Source organism: Aeromonas sp. EU05-FHT14A05 (genome assembly GCF_058791175.1).
Map to the genome: position 1 here is coordinate 347,422 of NZ_JBYTDH010000001.1, position 19,480 is coordinate 366,901.

At 59.2% G+C, this 19,480-nt stretch carries 14 protein-coding genes; all 14 read left to right on the forward strand.

Going from position 1 to position 19,480, the window contains the following annotated elements; translation table 11 throughout:
- Positions 1–154: 154 nt before the first annotated feature.
- The 14 genes from AC3WR3_RS01565 (at position 155) to icmH (ending at position 19,470) form a co-directional block, all read left to right on the forward strand.
- On the forward strand, positions 155–2,200 hold the full coding sequence (locus tag AC3WR3_RS01565; RefSeq protein WP_492290957.1) for a type VI secretion system Vgr family protein: 2,046 nt from the start codon (positions 155–157) through the stop codon (positions 2,198–2,200).
- The gene (locus AC3WR3_RS01570) at positions 2,190–2,921 is read left to right on the forward strand and encodes a DUF4123 domain-containing protein (protein ID WP_492290958.1); all 732 of its coding nucleotides are present in this window, start codon (positions 2,190–2,192) and stop codon (positions 2,919–2,921) included. Before AC3WR3_RS01565 ends, AC3WR3_RS01570 begins: the two co-directional genes overlap by 11 nt.
- A complete protein-coding gene (locus AC3WR3_RS01575; protein WP_492290959.1) occupies positions 2,918–7,744 on the forward strand; it encodes an RHS repeat-associated core domain-containing protein in 4,827 nt (1,608 codons plus the stop codon). The genes AC3WR3_RS01570 and AC3WR3_RS01575 overlap by 4 nt, the downstream gene beginning before the upstream one ends.
- Complete coding sequence (locus AC3WR3_RS01580; protein ID WP_404838233.1) at positions 7,741–8,019, forward strand: hypothetical protein; 279 nt, start codon at positions 7,741–7,743, stop codon at positions 8,017–8,019. Before AC3WR3_RS01575 ends, AC3WR3_RS01580 begins: the two co-directional genes overlap by 4 nt.
- 340 nt (positions 8,020–8,359) lie before the next feature.
- Positions 8,360–9,709, forward strand: coding sequence for an SEL1-like repeat protein (locus AC3WR3_RS01585; protein WP_404838234.1), 1,350 nt, complete (start codon positions 8,360–8,362; stop codon positions 9,707–9,709).
- 674 nt (positions 9,710–10,383) lie between these two features.
- Positions 10,384–10,887: a type VI secretion system contractile sheath small subunit gene (tssB, locus tag AC3WR3_RS01590; protein WP_025326628.1), complete on the forward strand. Its 504-nt coding sequence runs from the start codon at positions 10,384–10,386 to the stop codon at positions 10,885–10,887.
- A 36-nt stretch (positions 10,888–10,923) separates the two neighbouring features.
- Complete coding sequence (tssC, locus tag AC3WR3_RS01595; protein WP_025326629.1) at positions 10,924–12,402, forward strand: type VI secretion system contractile sheath large subunit; 1,479 nt, start codon at positions 10,924–10,926, stop codon at positions 12,400–12,402.
- 6 nt (positions 12,403–12,408) lie between these two features.
- Complete coding sequence (gene tssE / locus AC3WR3_RS01600; protein ID WP_404838235.1) at positions 12,409–12,840, forward strand: type VI secretion system baseplate subunit TssE; 432 nt, start codon at positions 12,409–12,411, stop codon at positions 12,838–12,840.
- 5 nt (positions 12,841–12,845) lie between these two features.
- Positions 12,846–14,612: a type VI secretion system baseplate subunit TssF gene (gene tssF / locus AC3WR3_RS01605; RefSeq protein ID WP_404838236.1), complete on the forward strand. Its 1,767-nt coding sequence runs from the start codon at positions 12,846–12,848 to the stop codon at positions 14,610–14,612.
- Positions 14,576–15,574, forward strand: coding sequence for a type VI secretion system baseplate subunit TssG (gene tssG / locus AC3WR3_RS01610; RefSeq protein ID WP_404838237.1), 999 nt, complete (start codon positions 14,576–14,578; stop codon positions 15,572–15,574). The genes tssF and tssG overlap by 37 nt, the downstream gene beginning before the upstream one ends.
- A 2-nt stretch (positions 15,575–15,576) precedes the next feature.
- Positions 15,577–16,815 carry a type VI secretion system-associated FHA domain protein TagH gene (tagH, locus tag AC3WR3_RS01615; protein ID WP_139436163.1) on the forward strand — a complete coding sequence of 413 codons (1,239 nt, stop codon included), beginning with the start codon at positions 15,577–15,579 and terminating at the stop codon, positions 16,813–16,815.
- On the forward strand, positions 16,815–17,330 hold the full coding sequence (tssJ, locus tag AC3WR3_RS01620; RefSeq protein WP_139436165.1) for a type VI secretion system lipoprotein TssJ: 516 nt from the start codon (positions 16,815–16,817) through the stop codon (positions 17,328–17,330). Before tagH ends, tssJ begins: the two co-directional genes overlap by 1 nt.
- Positions 17,331–17,332: 2 nt before the next feature.
- Positions 17,333–18,667, forward strand: coding sequence for a type VI secretion system baseplate subunit TssK (tssK, locus tag AC3WR3_RS01625; RefSeq protein ID WP_139744852.1), 1,335 nt, complete (start codon positions 17,333–17,335; stop codon positions 18,665–18,667).
- Positions 18,668–18,690: 23 nt separating this feature from the next.
- Positions 18,691–19,470: a type IVB secretion system protein IcmH/DotU gene (gene icmH, locus AC3WR3_RS01630; RefSeq protein WP_162519181.1), complete on the forward strand. Its 780-nt coding sequence runs from the start codon at positions 18,691–18,693 to the stop codon at positions 19,468–19,470.
- The last annotated feature ends 10 nt before the right edge of the window (positions 19,471–19,480 follow it).

The window sequence follows — 19,480 nt, forward strand, 5'->3', positions numbered from 1 at the left end:
AGCACAAGAAAAATCACGACTGAAGTTCCAACCGCGCGCCTTTGGGCGTGCGGTAGCCATGGCGGCGAAAAAGTGGCGGCCAGGGTGGATCTCTCACTCCCCTTGACGTCACCCGGCAGTATTGCAGGGCCGGGTTCACAGCAGAGGCGCGCCGATGGCAGACAGCACAGGATTACAATTTACCGTCAAGGTGGGGGCTTTGCCCGAGAGCACCTTCGTGGTGGCGGAGTTTGCCCTGGAAGAGGGGCTCAACCAGCCATTTCGCCTGCGCCTCGAGCTGGCAAGCCCCGAGCCCGACGTGGATTTCGGCGCCGTGCTGGACCAGCCGTGCGAGTTGCTGGTGTGGTACAACGGCGAGCTGCAGCGCCGGGTGTGCGGGGTGGTGAGTGACTTTGCTCAAGGGGACAGCGGCTTTCGCCGCACCCGCTACCAGCTGCTGGTGCAACCGGCCCTGTGGCGGCTCTCTTTGCGTCAGAACTCCCGTATCTTCCAGGCACAGAAGCCTGACGAAATCCTCTCAATCCTGCTGCAAGAGCACGGCATCACCGACTACGCCTTTGCGCTCAAAAACGAACACGCCAAGCGGGAATACTGCGTCCAGTATCGTGAGAGCGACCTCGACTTCGTCAATCGCCTCGCCGCCGAAGAGGGGCTGTTCTACTTCCACGAGTTCGAGCAGGGCAAGCATCGCATCGTGTTTGCCGATGATGCGGCGGCCCTGACCGCCGGCCCCGAGCTTTTCTTCAATCTGGGCAACCGCTCGCTGGAACAAGGGCCCTATGTGCGGCAGTTCCACTACCGGGAGGCGGTACGCCCCTCGGATGTGGAGCTGAAAGACTACAGCTTCAAGACCCCGGCTTATGGCCTCTCCCACAAGAAGGTGGGGGCGGAGCTCGAGCACCAGCGCGACACCTATCAGCACTTCGACTACCCGGGCCGCTACAAAGAGGACCCGAGCGGCAAGGCGTTTGCCCAGCACCGGCTGGATGCACTGCGCAACGACGCAGTGGCGGGCAGTGGCAAGTCCAACAGCGCGGCCTTGCTGCCGGGCCAGACGTTTTCACTCACCGAACACCCGAACGGCAGCCTCAACACCGACTGGCAAGTGGTGCGCATCAGCCACACCGGCTCGCAGCCCCAGGCGCTGGAGGAGGAGGGGGGCAGCGGCCCTACCGTCTACCACAACGAGTTTGGGGTGGTCAAAGCGAGCACTACCTGGCGGGCCCGTATTGGCAGCCCGGAAGCGCCTGGCAGGCCCATGGTGGACGGCCCGCAAATCGCCATGGTAGTGGGCCCGGAGGGGGAGGAGATTTACTGCGACGAGCACGGCCGGGTGAAGTTGCAGTTCCCCTGGGACAGATACGGCAGCTCCAACGACCAGAGCTCCTGCTGGGTGCGAGTCAGCCAAGGCTGGGCGGGGGGTCAATACGGCATGATGGCCATCCCGCGCATCGGCCACGAGGTCATCGTGAGCTTCCTCGAAGGGGACCCGGACCAGCCCATCGTCACGGGCCGCACCTTCCACGCCACCAACAGGCCGCCCTATGAACTGCCTGCCAACAAGACCCGTACCGTGCTGCGCACCGAAACCCACCAGGGGGAAGGGTTCAACGAGCTGCGCTTCGAAGACCAGGCAGGCAAGGAAGAGATCTACATCCACGGTCAGAAAGACCTGAACCTGCTTATCGAAAACGATGCCGCCTGGCATATCAAGCACGACGAGCATAGGGACATCGACAATGAGCGGGTGACCCGCATCAAGGCCAATGACCACCTGACGGTGGCGGGCGAAAAACGCGACCAGATCAAGAGGGACTATTCGCTCAGCGTGGATGCGTCCATGCACCAGAAACTCGGCCAGAGCTGGCTCACCCAGGCCGGGCAGGAAGTGCATGTCAAAGCTGGTGCCAAGGTGGTGCTGGAAGCGGGATCTGAAATTACCGTCAAGGTCGGCGGCTGCTTTATCAAGGTCGATGGCGGTGGCGTCACCCTGGTGGGCCCCACCATCAAGATGAACTCAGGTGGCAGCCCGGGCTCGGGCTCCGGTTGGGCGGGCAAGTCTCCCATCGATCCCCAGGGGGTTACCGTGCCTCCCCCACCCAAGGTGCCGCTGAGCCCGGCTCAGCTCGCCACCATGAAGAGTGCGGCTCCTTTCTGTGAGGAGTGCGAGAAGTGCAAGGAGGGGGCTTGTGAGATCTGATATCATCTCGTTACCCGAGTGGGTCGGCACACACCGCTCATTGCCTCTTTATGCCGTGCTGGCGGGGGCCAGCGATGCCGCCCCCTTGCAGCACTACTACCAGCTGGATGGCCGTCATACCCCCCGTGGCCTCTATCTCGGTACTGCCTATGCAGACTGGCACCCCGTCATGCCCTATCTGGTGGCGCTGGATGAGGGCAGCGCCTTTCTGGAGTGGGCGTCCAGCACCCCGGCCCGTGATTGGGGATTTCTGCTCTCTACGGCGCAACCCGCCGACACACTCTATGCCCATCTGCAAGGGCTGACCCAGATCCTGCACCAGGGGGAGGCGGTGTTTTTTCGTTACTGGGATGGCGTTTACCTGGCGTCGATCATCGAACAACTGGGGGATCGCTTTACCTCCCTGTTGCCCGAGTTGCGCGAGCTCTGGGTCTGTGGCAGAGCCTTTGAATGGGCCCCTTCAGAGCCCTTGGCGCCACGCCCCTTCCCTTGGTGGAGCCTGCCCGAATCGTTGGCCGCGGCGCTGGCAAAACGAGATCCAGCCCCCCTTGTCAACAACCTGATGCAGCAGCTTGCCGATCAGAATGGCCAGCTCTACTGGTCCTTTCCCGAAGCCAATTTACGACTCAAGGTTGCCCGCTTTGTCGCACGCAACCCCTTGAGTGATTCCGAATTATTCCCGGCGCTTGAAGCTGCGCTGTGTCAAGAGGTGCAAGCATGAACAATGCCGGCCAAGCCGTCTTCAACCAGGTACTTGCCGACTATCGCAATGCCCTGAAAGAGTACCGCAAGGATGCGGAGAGTTTCTTTCTCGGCGACATGCTCGGCATGGACATGGAGCAGACCATCAAGGTCGGCGACAAGACGATCAAAGCCTCATCCAGCAGCAGTAAAGCCCAATCTGTCGTGACCCAGTGCCCGCTCAGCGGCACTCTGCGCCTGGTTCATCTGTTCGAGTCGGTGCGCTTCATCCCCATCGGCAACACCCCTTACAAGGTGGAAGCTGGCAACATGACCAGAACGGGTTTCATGCCCGAGGCCGTGGTCAAGGAGGGCAGCCTGGATGCCAAGGGCATTGCCGAGATAGGCAAGCTCACCCCGGGCAAATCCTATCGGGTGACCTTCTACCCCAATGTGAAGAAGAGCGATCTCGATGCGCTGTTTGCATCCTATGCGCCGGTACAAAAAGACCTTGAAGCCTGGCTCACTCAGGAGTGGAACAGCGAACACAAGGTCGCCTGGAGCCGTTACAGCGCGACCGGTGGCGGATTTGGCAGTCATTCTCTGGCAGCAGCCAGCGGCATTGGTAAAGCCCTGGTCGGGGTATGGGATGATCTCAAGACCATCTACGAACTGCTGGCCGATCCGGTGGGTAATGCCAAGAAACTGGCCGAGTTCGGCGTCGATGCCGCCGCCATGGCCGAGGCGGGTGCCTCCCAGATGGAGGCGGCCATGCTGGTGCTGCAGGATGAGGCGCTGCTTTATCTCTATGCCTATGCCCTGGTGAGCTGGGTCAAGCTGCTGCCGCCGGATCAGCAGACCGAGTTTGGTGCCCAGGTGATCGCCTCCGTGTTGATAGACGTCATCGTCGGTGTGGTGCTGACTGGCGGCGCCGGCCTTGCGGCCCGTTATGGTGCCAAGACCGTCTCCATGGCCAAGAACAGCGATCGGGTGATGCACCTGGTGACCTCTCTGGTCACGCTCTCCAAGAAGCACAATCTGGCCCAGCATGCCCAGACCGCCAAGAAGGTACTGGCGGCCGGTGTGGCCAAACTCAATCCGGCCAAGAAGGCGGATCTCAAGCTGGTGGGGGATGGCAAGGCCCTGACTCAGGTCGAGCAAGCGACGGCCGCCAAGCGAAAATTCCAGTCTCATACCGAAGTCCAGCAGGTCAACAGCACGCCGGATGTATCCACACCGGCCAAAACGCCATCCGGTCAATCCAGTCAACTCGAGGCTCAGACCTGCAAGAACAACTGCCCTGTCTCCATGGTGACAGGAGAGGAGTTGCTGGCGCTGGAGGATGCGCTGCTGCCCGGCCTGCTGCCCTTTACCTTTGGTCGCCTCTACCGAACTTCGGCGGTAGAGCTGCACTGCGGTATGGGACCTGGCTGGAGTCACTCTTTGGCACACCGGCTGGAACGCCGCGGTGAGACCCTGATCTGGCGCGATAACGAGTCGTTAGCCGTCGAGCTGCCGCTGCCGTCGACAACGAGGCCCATGATAACCAACCGGGTGTCAGAGGCGGCAGCCTACCTGGGGGATCAAACCGATGAGGTGATCCTGGCCAAGGCCGGCTCCCCCTTCCTGCATTTTGTCTGGCAGGGAAATGAAGGCCGATTGACGGCGATGTCGGATGTCTATGGCAATCGCCTGACGGTGCGCCCGGACGCCGAGGGTCGCCCCTGCTGGATTGAGCACGACGGTGGCCTGGCCCTGCGACTCGTCTACCAAGAAGATCGTCTCACCGCCATCGAGTTGCAGCGATTCGATGGCATCAACTGGCAGCCGCAGGCCACCCTTCAGCGCTATCACTACGATGATGCTGGCCATCTGGTGGCCGCCGAAAATGGGGCAGGAGAGAGGGAGCATTATCGTTATCGCAGCGATGGGGTGATCCTGGAGCGTCGCCTCGCGGGTGGGGCCGGTTTCTTCTGGGTGTGGGAAGGTGAGGGGAGCAGCGCTCGCGCCATCCGTCACTGGAGCGATGCTGCCCGATTTGATGTCAGCTATGTCTGGGATGATGACAAGGGAGAGGTGACCGTCAACAACGCCGACGGCAGCCTGGAGGTCTACCAGCATGACAGCAATGCCCGCCTGGTGCGCCAGCAGGATCCGGACGGTGCAGTCACTGAATTTGTTTACAACGACAAGGGCCAGAAGGTGCTGGCTCGCGATGCCCTGGGGGGCGAGACCCGGTATCAGTATGACGATGCGGGTTTGCTCTCCCTCGAGGTTGCCCCGGATGGCAACCAGACGGCCTACAGCTACTGGGATGGCCGTGTTCGCAAAGTCGTACAAGGGGATCGTGAGTGGCGTTTCGAGCGCAACCTGCAGGGCGATGTGGTTGCCAGAGTGGATCCCCTCGGTCGGCAGACCCGTTATGGCTACACGGCACAGGGCAAACTCAGCTGGGTGGCGCAACCCGATGGCAGCCGTGTAGAACTGGTCTGGAATCGCCTTGGCCAACTGATCGAAGAGAAGGGGGGCGACGGCGGCATCACCCGTTGGCGCTATGATGAACGGGGTCGCCAGATCCTGGTGCGCGACCCGCGCGGGGCCATCACTCGCTATGAGTGGGATGCCGCCGATCGCTTGCTGGCCGTACATCTGCCAGGCGGTGGTAGCCGCCGTTTCGAATACAACCCTTATGGCAAGGTAACGGCGCAGTGGGATGAGCAGGGACGCGAGACCCGTTTCGAATATCATCCGGGCCTGCACCTGGTGAGCCGGCGTATCAACCCCGACGGCAGTGAGCTCAAGTATCGCTACGACAATACCAAGCTGTTCCTGAGCGAGATCGAGAATGAACACGGCGAGCAGCACCGCATCCACTACGCCCCCAACGGGCTGGTTGAGCGGGAAACCGGTTTTGATGGCCGCACCACCGCCTATCGCTACGATCTCAATGGTCACCTCGGTGAGAAGGTGGAGTTTGGCAAGCAGGGGACAGAGCTGGTTACCCGCTATGAACGTGATGCCATGGGGCGACTGCTCAGGAAGCTGCTGCCGGATGGCCGTGAAATCCAGTTCTCCTATGACCAACATGGCCAGCTGACCCAGGTCCATGATGGCGTCTGGCCGCTTGCCTTTGAATATGACAGGGGCGGCAATCTGGTTGCCGAGCATCAGGGGTGGGCTTCCAGCTACTTCCAGCACGACGTCATGGGGCAACTCGCCCAGTGGCGGCTGCCGGACGGCAATCGCCTCGATTACCACTATCTGAACGGTGCCTTGAGTGGCGTCGATCTCAATGGAAATGAGCTGACTCGTCACCAGATGTTGGCCGGGCTTGAGATGCACCGCCGCCAGGGTGCCCTGACCCAGCAATATGAATACGACGAGCAGGGGCGTCTGACCGCCTTGCGCCTGCAGCGTGAGCAGCGGACCGCCCGTGAGCGGCGTTACGGCTATGACAGCAGCGGTAACTTGCTGCAGATCAATGACAGCGTGCAAGGGGAGCAGCGCTACCGCTACGACCCGCTGGATCGGTTGCTGGAGGTGCGCGGTGAGCTGACCGAACGTTTCCTGCACGATCCGGCGGGAAACCTGCTGAGCCAGACTCAGGGGGCTCAATTCGAGCCTGCGAGAACCCAGGGTAACCGGCTGCTGTTCAGTGGCGATCGCCACTTTGAATATGACGAATTTGGTCGTCTGGCCGTCGAACGACGCGGCAAGGGCCAATCATTGGTGACCCGCTATGAGTACGATTGTCAGCATCAGCTGATTGCGGTCGAGCTGCCTGATGGCAGCACAGCCCGCTACGACTACGATGCCTTTGGTCGCCGCATTCGCAAGACGCTCAATGGGCAGAAAGGGCAGGGCGCTGAGCTGGTGACCGAGTTCTTGTGGCAGGCTAACAATCTCATCGCCGAGAGCCGCAGCGACGGTATCTATCGCAGTTTTGTCTACGAGCCGGGCAGCTTCAAGCCGCTGGTACAGCTAGAGGGGGAAGGAGAGCAGGCTGAGGTTTATCACTACCAGCTGGATCATCTGGGTACTCCCTTGGCCCTGACTCATCATGATGGGCACACGGCCTGGCAGGTGCGTTATCGCGCCTATGGCAACGTCTGGAAGCAGGAGCTGGCCGAGGTAGATACCCCCCTGCGCTTCCAGGGGCAGTATTATGATGCCGAGATCGGACTGCACTATAACCGCCACCGTTACTACCAGCCCGACACAGGTAGATTTATCACCCCCGACCCGATAGGCTTGGCCGGTGGGCTCAATAACTACCAGTACGCTCCCAACCCCACCGGCTGGGTGGACCCGTTGGGGTTAAGTAAAGTACAAGCTGGATGTCAGCTTATATCAAAAGCAATATCCAAAACAGCGAAGGATGTTTCTGCCTCTTATCAAGGCAAAGATCCATACTTTGGTATCGATAGATTAAAAGATATTTTTCTACCAAAGGGAACCAAATTAGCCCACATCACTTGGAAAGAGAAGGGGGGAATAACAGGTAATTATTTTACCACTCCAGAAGCCGTTGAAATTAGCCGTGCTAAAGATGGCCTTGTTAGCTCCAAAGCGTTAAATCAAGGGGTTCAAGTGTATGCCGGGGATGGGAGGGCAGAATACAAAAAATTCGTTCAAATATTTGAAGTGAATGAAGATATACCCATGGGAGGTGCTGCGACTGGACCCACTAAAGCCAACCCTCAGTTTAATCCTGGCAGATACCAAACACATAATCAGTATTTTATACTCGATGAGTTTTTGTTGAAACTAAAACCTGTCGATGGCACATTAGAAATGATGAAGAATACAACAGCACCTGATATTGCGAAAAAGCTAGAGAGCTTGAGGTCGTCAAAAAAATGATTGTAATTAATAGAAATGCAGCGCCTGAAGAAAAAGATTACTATCACTTACAGCCAGTTGTTGATTATCTTTTAAGTAAAGGGAATATCTCTCACAATGATTTCTTATGGGGGAATAATAGAACAGGCTATTTTTGTCACTTAGAGAAAGACATAGACTTTGATGATCTATTGTCAGTTTTTGAATTTCCAGATACTATAAAAATAAATAAAAAAGAGCAAACTATCGACTGTTTTACTACATATAGTTTGATAAGGGGTGGCATGAGGGAATAGGAAGTAGTTTAATGTAACTAAAAACCAACTTGCTAATCTTTCAGGGGGTTAGTATTATTTATCATCGAAAAAAACGCCACCGACATTAAGTTTTGTGGCGTTTTCTCTACTCGTCATAAATATCCAGTAATATAGATATTTCGATATCTAAATATGAGGCGTTGAACTTGAGGAACAGACGCTACACAGCAGGGTTTTGACATCACAGAAATAGTAAACATCGGTTTGTATGATCCTGCAATTAATTTAACGCTGTTTTTCACTATATTCAGGAATTTAACCAACTCAAAGTGTTTTAATAAAGCCTATGAAAAAACTTTTTCCAGTATGCCTGCTATTTATGCTTGTCGGTTGTGCCAGCCAATCAAATAATTTATCTGATACCAAGTTACAAAATGCCGCCCAACAGGGTCAGGGCAAGGCGCAATATGAGCTGGCCAATCGTCTGGCGGTCAAGCCGGATTATCCCGAGGCCATGCGCTGGATGAAGCAGGCCGCGGAACAAACCGGGCCTTTGGCGGCGGATGCCGATATTCGCGGTAAGGCGGCGCTGCAGGTGGGGAGCTGGTATCAGGCTGGTTTGGGTGAGCCCAAGAACCCCAGGCTGGCCCATGACTGGTGGCTGCGTTCGGCCAAGCTGGGCAATCGGGACGCCAGCTATCAACTTGGCAAGGAGTGCCAGCGTCAGCACCAGGATAAGCTGGTGAGCGCGTGTCTCGACTGGTTCGAGCAGGCTGCCAAACGGGATCATGCCGGTGCTCAGTTGGTTCTGGGTGAGTGGTACGCCAGCCAGCCCGGCGCCGATGCCGATGCGGTTCAGTGGCTGGAAAAGGCCGCCGAGCAGGGGAATCGTGACGCCCAATATCGGCTCGGCCTGCGCTATGAGCAGGGCAAGGGGGTGACCAAGCGCCCCGACCTTGCCCGGCGTTGGTATGAGAAGGCTGCCGCCCAGCAACAACCGGATGCCTTGTTGGCCCTGGCTCGCCAGGCAAACACGGCAGAGGCGTTTCACCTTTATCAGCGTGCCGCCAATGCGGGTTCGCCATCCGCTCAGCTGTGGCTGGGGCAGGCCTATCTGGCGGGTGAACAGGTGCCCCAGGATCTGGCGCTGGGCCGGTATTGGCTGGAGCTGGCCGCAGGCCAGGGCTTCCATGAGGCCGAATACCAGTTGAGCCTGCAGCAGACCGATGCGGTTGCCCGTGAACATTGGCTGACCCTGGCCGCCGTGGGTGGGGTGAGTCAGGCTCAGCTTGAGCTGGCAGTCTTGCAGCAGGAGAGGGGAGAGCTGAAGGCGGCTCGCCAGAGCCTTTCCCTTGCCGCTGGTGAAGGCAATGTGGATGCCCGCTATGCCTATGGCGAGATGTTGCGGCTGGGACTCGGCGGTGAGGCGGACTACAGCCTGGCATTGAAGCAGTACCGACTTGCGGCAAATGCCAACCACCGTCAAGCCCAATATCGTATGGGTACCATGCGTGAACAGGGCTGGGGGGCGCCTCGCAACAGATTGCATGCCTATGCATGGTATTTGCTGGCGGCCACGGATGGAAATACAGATGCGACTGCCGCCAGCCGTGAGCTGGAAAAAGGCATGACAGAACAAGAGAAGGGAGCTGGACAGAAGCTGGCGCAGCACTGGTTTGTGACACTGGAAAAAAACAGTCAGCTGGTGCAGCCACACAACGACATTTAGCACCATGAATGCCGTGCCGATGTCACATATTCAAAGTGAATGAATGATATCTTGTCGCCGCTATTCCTCCTTTTTTCTTGTCATTAATCAGTCATGAAGTCGTCATGAAACACCATCATGGCGGCCTTCCTATATGTCAACAGACACTTCTTGTTACATAATTAGCCTTGAAATAGGTTGTTGATTGACCTGTGTTCATGGAGTGAAGTTCACTCAATATCTTGGCTTAATATCAGATTAATCCTACATCGATAATGGTTGCTTCTGATTTATCCTTGTTTGTGATCTTTCATTTCAAGGCTTGCTGGTTGCATGTAAGTTGTTGTTTTTATTTGACTATTTAGTTCGTGTTTGTTTTGTGAATCCATTTTAAATAGTTTTATGTTGACTCATTGAGATTTTAAAATATACCATTTGTCGCAAATGGCTCTCTAGCCAAGATGATCTCTAACAAAGAGTAGAGACGTTATCGGATTGTATTAAGTAACAAGATGCATACTGTGTTTTCGGTTGCCAAGCTTCGCCTTGGTATATATCGAGAATGCGCCGTCGGCTGATGTTTTTTTGTCAGGATCCCTGCCGATCCCGTCAACTGTCATTTTTTACAGTTGCTGACAGATGCATTGGCTATAAGCTTTAGGGTCTTCATGGATCCTTAACTTGGTATTTAGAGCATGGGAAAAGGAATTGATGGCGCCACTGTAGCGCCCAAAGAGCGTATCAATATCAAATATGTGCCGGCAACCGGTGGTCAACAGGCGGAAATAGAGCTTCCGTTGACCATGATGGTGGTGGGCAATATGAAAGGACGTACGGAAGAGACCCCCATTGAGGAGCGCCAAACCGTCTCCATCGACAAGAATAATTTTTCCTCTGTCATGAAAGAATCTGCACTGGAGCTGAAGTTCTCCGTTCCCAACCGCCTGGAAGAAAACAGCCAGGACGAGTTGCCAGTGTCGATCAAGATCCAGTCTCTGGAAGACTTCACCCCCGACAGCGTGGCCCAGCAGGTTCCCGAGCTGCGCAAGCTCTTGGAACTGCGTGAGGCCCTGGTTGCCCTGAAAGGACCGCTCGGAAATATCCCGTCCTTCCGCAATCGTTTGCAGGATCTGCTGTCCAGTGACGAAGCTCGCGAGCAACTGCTCAAGGAGCTGGATCTGATTAAGCCTGCCGAGTGATCCGCAGATTAATTGACTGACTGATAAGGAAAAAATATGTCTCTGGTCGAAGAACAGGTTCAAGCGGGGGCGAGTGCGGCCTCCTCGTCCTTGCTGGACGAAATCATGGCGCAGGCCCGCATCACCCCGGTGGATGAGGGATACAGTGTCGCCAAGCAGGGGGTTGCCGCCCTGATCGCCAACATTCTGGACAGCGGTACCACCTCGGAGCCGGTCAACAAGGCACTGGTGGACAGCATGATTGTCGAGCTCGACAAGAAGCTGAGCAAGCAGATGGACGTCATCCTGCACGCCAAAGAGGTGCAGGAACTGGAGTCCTCCTGGCGTTCCCTCAAGCTCTTGGTGGATCGCACCGATTTTCGTGAAAACATCAAGATCCAGGTGCTTCATGCGACCAAGGAAGAGCTGCTGGAAGATTTCGAGTTCTCGCCCGAGATCACCCAGTCCGGCCTCTACAAGCATGTCTACTCGACCGGTTACGGCCAGTTTGGCGGCCAGCCTGTCGGTGCCGTGATCGGCGACTATGCCTTCACCCACAGCTCCCCCGACATCAAGCTGATGCAATATGTCAGTGCGGTGGGTGCCATGGCCCACGCGCCTTTCATCTCCTCCGTCGCACCGGCCTTCTTTGGTGTGGACAGCTTCACCGATCTGCCCTCCATCAAGGATCTCAAGTCGGTCTTCGAAGGCCCCTCCTACACCAAGTGGCGCTCCCTGCGTGAATCGGAAGATGCCCGCTATCTGGGGCTGACCGCACCGCGTTTCCTGGCTCGTCTGCCCTATGATCCGACCGAAAACCCCATCAAGGGCTTCAACTATCAGGAAGACATCAGCTCGGATCACGATCACTACCTGTGGGGCAACACCGCCTATCTGATGGGCACTTCCCTGACCGACAGCTTCGCCAAGTATCGCTGGTGCCCGAACATCATCGGTCCCCAGAGCGGCGGTGCCATCCATGATCTGCCGGTGCATGTCTACGAGGCCATGGGACAGCTGCAGGCGAAGATCCCGACCGAGGTGCTGATCACGGATCGCCGTGAATACGAGCTGTCGGAAGAGGGCTTCATCACCCTGACCATGCGCAAGGACAGCGACAACGCGGCCTTCTTCTCCGCCAACTCGGTGCAAAAACCCAAGGTGTTCCCGAACACCAAGGAAGGGAAGGAAGCCGAGACCAACTACAAGCTCGGTACCCAGCTGCCCTACATGTTCATCATCAATCGCCTGGCACACTACATCAAGGTGCTGCAGCGCGAGCAGATCGGCTCCTGGAAGGAGCGTCAGGATCTGGAGCGTGAACTGAACGGCTGGATCAAGCAGTACGTGGCCGATCAGGAGAACCCGCCGGCAGACGTGCGCAGCCGTCGCCCGCTGCGTGCCGCCCAGATCAAGGTGCTGGACGTGGAAGGGGAGCCGGGCTGGTATCAGGTCGCCATGGCCGTGCGCCCGCACTTCAAGTACATGGGTGCCAGCTTCGAGCTCTCCCTGGTGGGTCGTCTGGACAAGGAATAATGCCCGATGCCGTATCTCTCTTCCTGGGATAGAGGCAATGCGGCCAGTCTGTTTGACCGGATCCGGGGGGAGGGGCTCGTCTCCTCCCCCCAATCGGACGTTGAGGAGCTGATCGACTCGGTCAAACGCCAGCTCGATCAGATCCTCAACACTCGCCCCGGCAATTGTCGCAGCGCGCCCGAGCTCGGTGTCATCGATCTCAATGATGCCACCCAGGGCAGCGCCGACATCCGTGGGCGGATCCGTGAGGCGATCCGGCAATGCATCCGCCGCTATGAGCCGCGGATCGTGCATGTGGATGTGCGTTCACCCGATCATCAGGCGAGTCCGCTCGAGATGTCGTTTCAGGTGACGGCCCACGTGAGACTGGAGCATATCGAGCAAGTCACCTCGTTCAACGTCCATATGGACAGCCACCGTCACTACCGCATGGTCTGATCTCAATGTCGCTGGAACATTACTTCAGGGATGAATTGGCATTTTTGCGCCTGCAAGGGCGCGAATTTGCCGATGCGCATCCCGAACTCACCCGTTTCCTGTCGGAGCAAAATACCGATCCGGACGTGGAACGCCTGCTGGAAGGCTTCGCGTTTCTCACCGGCAATCTGCGCGCCAAGATAGAGGATGAGTTCCCCGAGCTGACCCACGGTCTGCTCAATATGCTCTGGCCCAACTATCTGCGCCCCGTGCCCAGCATGACCATCATGCAGTTCTCGGTCATTCCGGGAGCCATCACCCAGCCGGCGCTGGTCAAGCAAGGCTGCCAGCTCGACAGCCTGCCCATGGATGAGGTGACCTGTCACTTCCAGACCAGTCACGATGCCTGGGTCTATCCGGCCGATATCCGCCACATCGCGGCCCAAAGCGGCAACGATCTCTCCACCATCTCGCTGGATATCGCCCTGCATGCCCCCTTGCCATTGAGCGAACTGCAGCTGGACAAGCTGCGTTTCTTCCTCGGTGGCGACAGTTATACCGCCTATGAGCTCTACTTCTGGCTCTCCAACCAGCTCTCCCATATCGAGCTGGAGATAGACGGCAAGCGCTTTCGCCAGGAGGCCAAGGCGCTCAAGCCCGTCGGCTTCGAGCGCGACGATGCGCTCCTGCCCTATCCGAACAACGTCTATTCCGGCTACCGGATCCTGCAAGAGTATTTCTGCTTCCCGGAGAGCTTCCTCTTCTTCGAACTCAGCGGTGGCGACTGGCCCAAACAGCCGCTGCCGGTGAGCGAATTCAAGATCCACTTCTGTTTCGACCGGCCCCTGCCGGCTGAGCTCAAGATCCGGCCCGACTCCTTCATGCTCAACTGCGTGCCAGCCATCAACCTGTTCCAGCACGACAGCGAGCCGGTCAATCTCAACGGCCGCCAGACGGAGTACCCCCTCAAGGCGAGCTATCGCCATGCGGACAGCTTCGAGATCTTCTCGGTCAATGAGGTCGAGGGCTGGGTCGAGGGCAACCTCGGCCGCTCCCGCGGTACGCCGCGCATCTATCAGCCATTCGAGAGTTTCCAGCACCAGATAGAGCGGGCCAAGCAGCGGCTGGCGCTCTATTACCGGGTGCGGGTCAGAGAGTCGGTGAGCGGCGACGGTTTCGAGCACAGCCTCTCCTTCGTGCGGGGTGATGAAACCACCACAGTCAATCTGGATGAGTCCATCTCTGTCACCCTGACCTGCACCAACCGCTCCCGTGCCGCCCGCCTCAAGGTGGGCAGCATCTGCGTGCCCACCGGCAGCTCCCCCTCGTTTGCCACCTTCCGCAACCTGATCCGGCCGACCCGGCCATTGCGACCGGCTCTCGATGGCAGCCTGCACTGGACCCTGATCTCCAACCTGTCCCTCAACTATGTCTCCCTGCTGCGCCGGGATGCCCTGGTGCAGGTGCTGCGTACCTACGACTTTCCGGCACTGCACGACAAGCAGGCGGAGCAGGCGTCGCGCAAGCGACTGGCGGGGATAGAGCAGATCGAAACCAGCCCGGTAGACAGGCTGGTGCGGGGCATGCCGGTGCGCGGGCTCAAGTCGGTGCTCTCCATCCGCCAGTCCGCCTTTGGCAGCGAAGGGGAGCTCTACCTGTTCAGCACTGTACTTGCCCACTTCTTCTCGCTGTATGCCAGCGTCAATGCCTTCCACCTCCTTGAGGTGGTCAATCTCGACAACAAGGAGCGTTACCTGTGGCCAGTCCAGATCGGTCAGCACTCCCTGATGTGACGTCCGCGAAGGACGCGCCCCGCTTCAGTTTCTTCCAGCTGGTTGAGCTGCTCAACCGGCTGGACGGCACCGATCAGGAACGCAGGCTCGATCACCTGCCCGGGGATGAGGGGATCCGCTTCAAGGCGACCGCCTCTCTCGGTTTTCCTACCAGCGATGTGTTGCAGATCGGCCGCGATGGCAAGGGGCGCCACGAGCTGGAGGTGGCCTTCCTCGGCCTGCATGGCAGCCAGTCCCCCATGCCCGGGTACTACCTGGACTCCCTGGCGTGGGAGTACGCCCAGGGGGCGCAGAAGCTGGGTCTGTTTCTGGACTTCTTCCATCACCGTCTGCTGACCCTGCTGCACCGGATCTGGCGCAAGTATCGCTATCACGTGCGCTTCCAGGACAACGGCGAGGATGGTTTCTCCCGCCTGATGTTCGCCCTGGTGGGGCTGGGCAACGAGGCTGTCTGCCAGAGCCTGCCGGTCAACCGCGCCAAGATGCTCTCCTATGCGGGACTGCTGGCCAGCCCCAGCCGCTCCCCCGAGGTGGTGGCCGGTCTGGTGGCGCACTGTTTCGATCTGGCGCAGGTGGAGGTGAGTGCCTGGCAATGGCGCAGGGTGCCCATTCATCAGGATCAGCAAAACCGGCTGGGCAGCGCCTGCGCCACCCTGGGGGACGATTTTGTCATCGGCGACAAGGTGAACGACTGTGCGGGCAAGTTTCTATTGAAGATCAACAACCTGAGTTTTGGGCAGTTTCTCGGGTTTCTGCCGAACGGGGAGCACTTCCCCGCCCTGGTGACCTTTGTCTCCTTCATCCTGCGCGACCAATTGGCCTGGGATCTGCGACTTGGTTTCGGCCAGGAGCAGGCCAGGGGGCTGCGGCTGGGGGAGGAGCAGAGTGCCCGTCTGGGGTGGAGTACCTTTCTTGGCCAGCCGCCGAGTGATCCCTTCGTGACCATTTGTGTGCAGGAGTGAATGTGGACGACTTTAACCAGCAACTTTCCCTGGTGGTGCTCAACAGCGAGCAGCTCGACGGCAACCAGCAGGGGCAATACCGCTTCGACGAGATGGGGGGGACCCTGGGGGCCTCCGAGCAGGATGACTGGCAACTGCGAGACAGGTTGGGGGCCGTGATGCCGGCCCACGCCCGGGTCGAGCGCCAGGATGGCCGCTTCTGCCTGTGCGATCTGAGTGGCCAGACCTACATCAACGGCGCGACCTCGCCCATAGGGCGGGCCCGCAAGGTATATCTGGAGCAGGGGGACGAGCTCGTCGTCGGCCCGTTCCGGCTGCGCGCCTATCTGGGGGCCATCTCGGCCGAGCAGAGCCTGCAGCAGGTGCTGGGCACACGCCCGGCCGAACAGCTTGACGAGTGGCTGAGCGGCGATGAGCGGATCAGCCAGCCCATGGAGGCGTCGCGCGCCCTGGCCGTCGACCCCCTGCTGGCGCTGCAGCATGAGCGCTCCGCGCTGACTCCCCTGGTGGATCCTCGTCGCCAGGCCGACTTCTCTTTACAACCGGATATGGAACATCCGTCCCTTTCCCCCTTTTCTGCCGCCGAGAACACCATGAACCAAGAATTTCTGGATATGCCCACCATAGAGAACCATCCCGATTATGCCCATCCGCTGGAGGGGGTCGATCACGTGGCCCTGACCCCGCTGATGCGCGGCCTGGGTCAGCCGCTGCAGCTGCAGGATACCCAGCAGGCCCACGACATGCTCGAAGAGATGGGCAAGACGGTGCGGGCCATGGTGGAGGGGCTGCTGCAACTGCAAAGCGATCAGGCCGCCCTGGCGGACAAGCACCTGCGTCCAATCGAGGACAACCCGCTGCGGCTCGGGCTCGACTATGACGAGACCCTGGCGGTGATGTTTGCCGAGCAGAAGAGCCCGGTGCACCTGACCGCCCCGGCGGCGGTGGCCGAGAGTCTGCGCAATGTGCGCATTCACCACGTGGCGAACCAGCAGGCCATAGGCGCGGCGCTGGACAGCATCCTTCAAGCCTTCTCGCCCGAGGCGCTGCTCGGTCGCTTCGAGCACTACCGCCGCACCGGCACTCCCGGCATGGCCGACGAGGGCTGGGCCTGGAACATGTATCAGCACTACTACCGCGAGCTCACCTCGGCCCGGCAGCAAGGGTTCGACAAGCTGTTCCACCAGGTTTATGCCCAGGCCTATGACCAGGCAGTGCGTCAGCAACAGGGACTGATTTGATGATACGTGCGTTGATGCTGGGGGCCTGTGTGCTGACCCTGGCAGCTTGTACCACCATGGGCAAGATGGCCGACGTGGCCATGAACCCGGACATCCAGGTGGGCAGCAATGACAGCCAGCCCTCCACCCTGGGGCTGAGTCTGGTGGCCGAGCCCGACGTCAACCCCAACGAGAGCGGGGAGGCGGCGCCGATCGAGTTTCAGGTGCTGCTGCTGGCGGAAGATTCCAAGCTGCTCGCCACCGACTACGACCAGGTGACCGAGGACGTGGAGAAGGCCCTTGGCAAGAACTACCTGGACCATCAGGACTACACCCTGCTGCCGGGCCAGTTCAAGTATCTGCCCCCCATCAAGCTTGACGAGAAGACTCGCTACATCGGGGTGATCGCACGCTACGCCGATCCGGACAGCGCCGAGTGGCGCAAGGTCATCAAGGTCAAGAGCAAGGGCACGGCCTATCAAATCCTGGTTCATCTGCGTCTGGATGAAGTGGAACTGCAACAAGAAGAAGAATAACCATGTCGAGTCGAAATCGGGTTATCTGGCGTGAGGGGCTCTTCATCAAGCCCCAGCACTTCCAGCAACAACAAAGGCATTCGGACTACGCGCTGCACGCTCGCCTGAGCGCGCTCTCCGACTATTTCTACGGGCTGCAATCGCTCGCCATCAACGAGGATTACCTGGGCTTTGGTCGCATCGCCCTGGTGGGGGCTACCGGCATATTGCCGGACGGCACCGTCTTCAATATTCCCAATGACGATGTGCTGCCATCGCCCCTGGAGGTTACCGACGCCTCGGTGGCAAACCAGAAGGTCTATCTGGCGCTGCCGCTTTCGGTGAGCGGCGTCAACGAGGTGGGGCAGGGAGGGCTGGTCTCCAGCCGGTTGCAGGCCCATCGCCACGATGTGCGGGATCTGCACAGCGAAGGGGGGGACGTGGTCTCCCTCGAGGTGGGAAGGGTCAGTCTGCGGCTGATGCTGGAGCGGGACGATCGCAGCGCCTACGCCTCGCTCGCCATCGCCCGGATCCTGGACAAGCGCCCGGACGGCGGCCTGGTGCTGGATCCCAACTTCATGCCCTGCAGCATCAGCGTCTCCGCCATCCCGACCCTCAAGCGTTTCCTCGGCGAGTCGGCCGGCCTCGTGGCAGAGCGGGCCCGCAGCCTCTCCCAGCGCATCGCGGCGCCGGGGCAGCAGGGGGTCGCCGATGTGGCCGAGTTCATGATGCTGCAACTGCTCAACCGGGCCCAGCCCCAGCTGTCGCACCTCGCGCGTCTTGGCACCCTGCACCCGGAGCGGCTGCACGAGGCCCTGGTGCAGCTGTGCGGCGAGTTGATGACCTTCACCGACGAGTCCCGCCTTCCCCCCGAGTTCCCCGCCTATCGCCACGACGATCAGCAGGTGAGCTTCGAGCCGGTGATGCTGGCCCTGCGTCAGGCGCTGAGCACAGTGCTCTCGCCCCGCGCCGTCTCCATCCAGCTGCGCAAGCACCAGTACGGCGTCATGGTGGCCGTGGTGGGGGAGAGCGAGCTGATGCAAAGCGCCGACTTCGTGCTGGCGGTGCGCGCCCGCATGCCCCAGGAGCAGTTGCGCAAGCAGTTGCTGCAACAGACCAAGGTGGCCTCGAGCGACAAGATCCGCGAGCTCATCAGCCTGCAACTGCCCGGCATTCCGCTGCTGCCGTTGCCGGTGGCGCCCCGTCAGTTGCCCTATCACGCCGGTTACAGCTATTTCCAGCTAGACCGGCAGAGTCCGGCCTGGCAGATGCTGGCGGTGGGCAACACCCTCGCCTTCCACATCGCCGGCGATTTCCCGGAGCTCGACATGCAGCTCTGGGCAATCCGTAGCCAGTGATAGCACCAAGGAATCAAGCAAAGATGACCACGGACATTATCAAGAACGAGCAACTGAGCGACCTGCTGTTCGATCATGCCGAGCAGCTGGACATGGATTCGGACCACTGGTTCCGCCTGCGTGGCCAGAGCATCAACCCCATGATAGATGCGGTGACCCCCTTGCTGGGGCTGGTGCAGCGGGTGCGCCTGCTGTCGCGCCACGACCGGGTACCCGAGCTCTATCAGCGGGTGGTGACCGAGATCCAGGCCATCGAACAGGAGCTGATGGCCCAGGGCTACGAGAACGGGGTGGTGCTGTCGTTTCGCTACATCCTCTGCACCTTCATCGACGAGGCCGTGATGGGCCGCGACTGGGGCAGCCAGAGCGAATGGTCCGAGCACTCCCTGCTGACCCGTTTTCACAACGAGACCTGGGGCGGCGAGAAGGTGTTCGTGCTGCTGGCCCGCCTGCAGGAGGATCCGGTGCGCTATCGCGACATCCTGGAGTTCATCTATCTGTGTCTCTGCCTCGGTTTCGAGGGGCGCTACAAGGTGATGAGCCAGGGGCGGGACGAATTCGAGCGCATCGTCAGGCAGCTGCACAAGCAGCTCGCCCCCGAGGTCGGTGGCGAGGCTCCCAGCGTGTTTCACCTCGACCTCGGTCGCCAGGCCTCCCGCTACCAGCTGCGCAAGCAGGTTTCCCTGCGCAGCCTGTTCATGGGCGGCGCCCTGATCCTGGCCATCATCTTTGGCCTCTATCACCACCAACTCAATAACCAGACCCAGGACGTGCTGCGTCAACTGGGCGAATTATTAAAATAAAATACTAAGG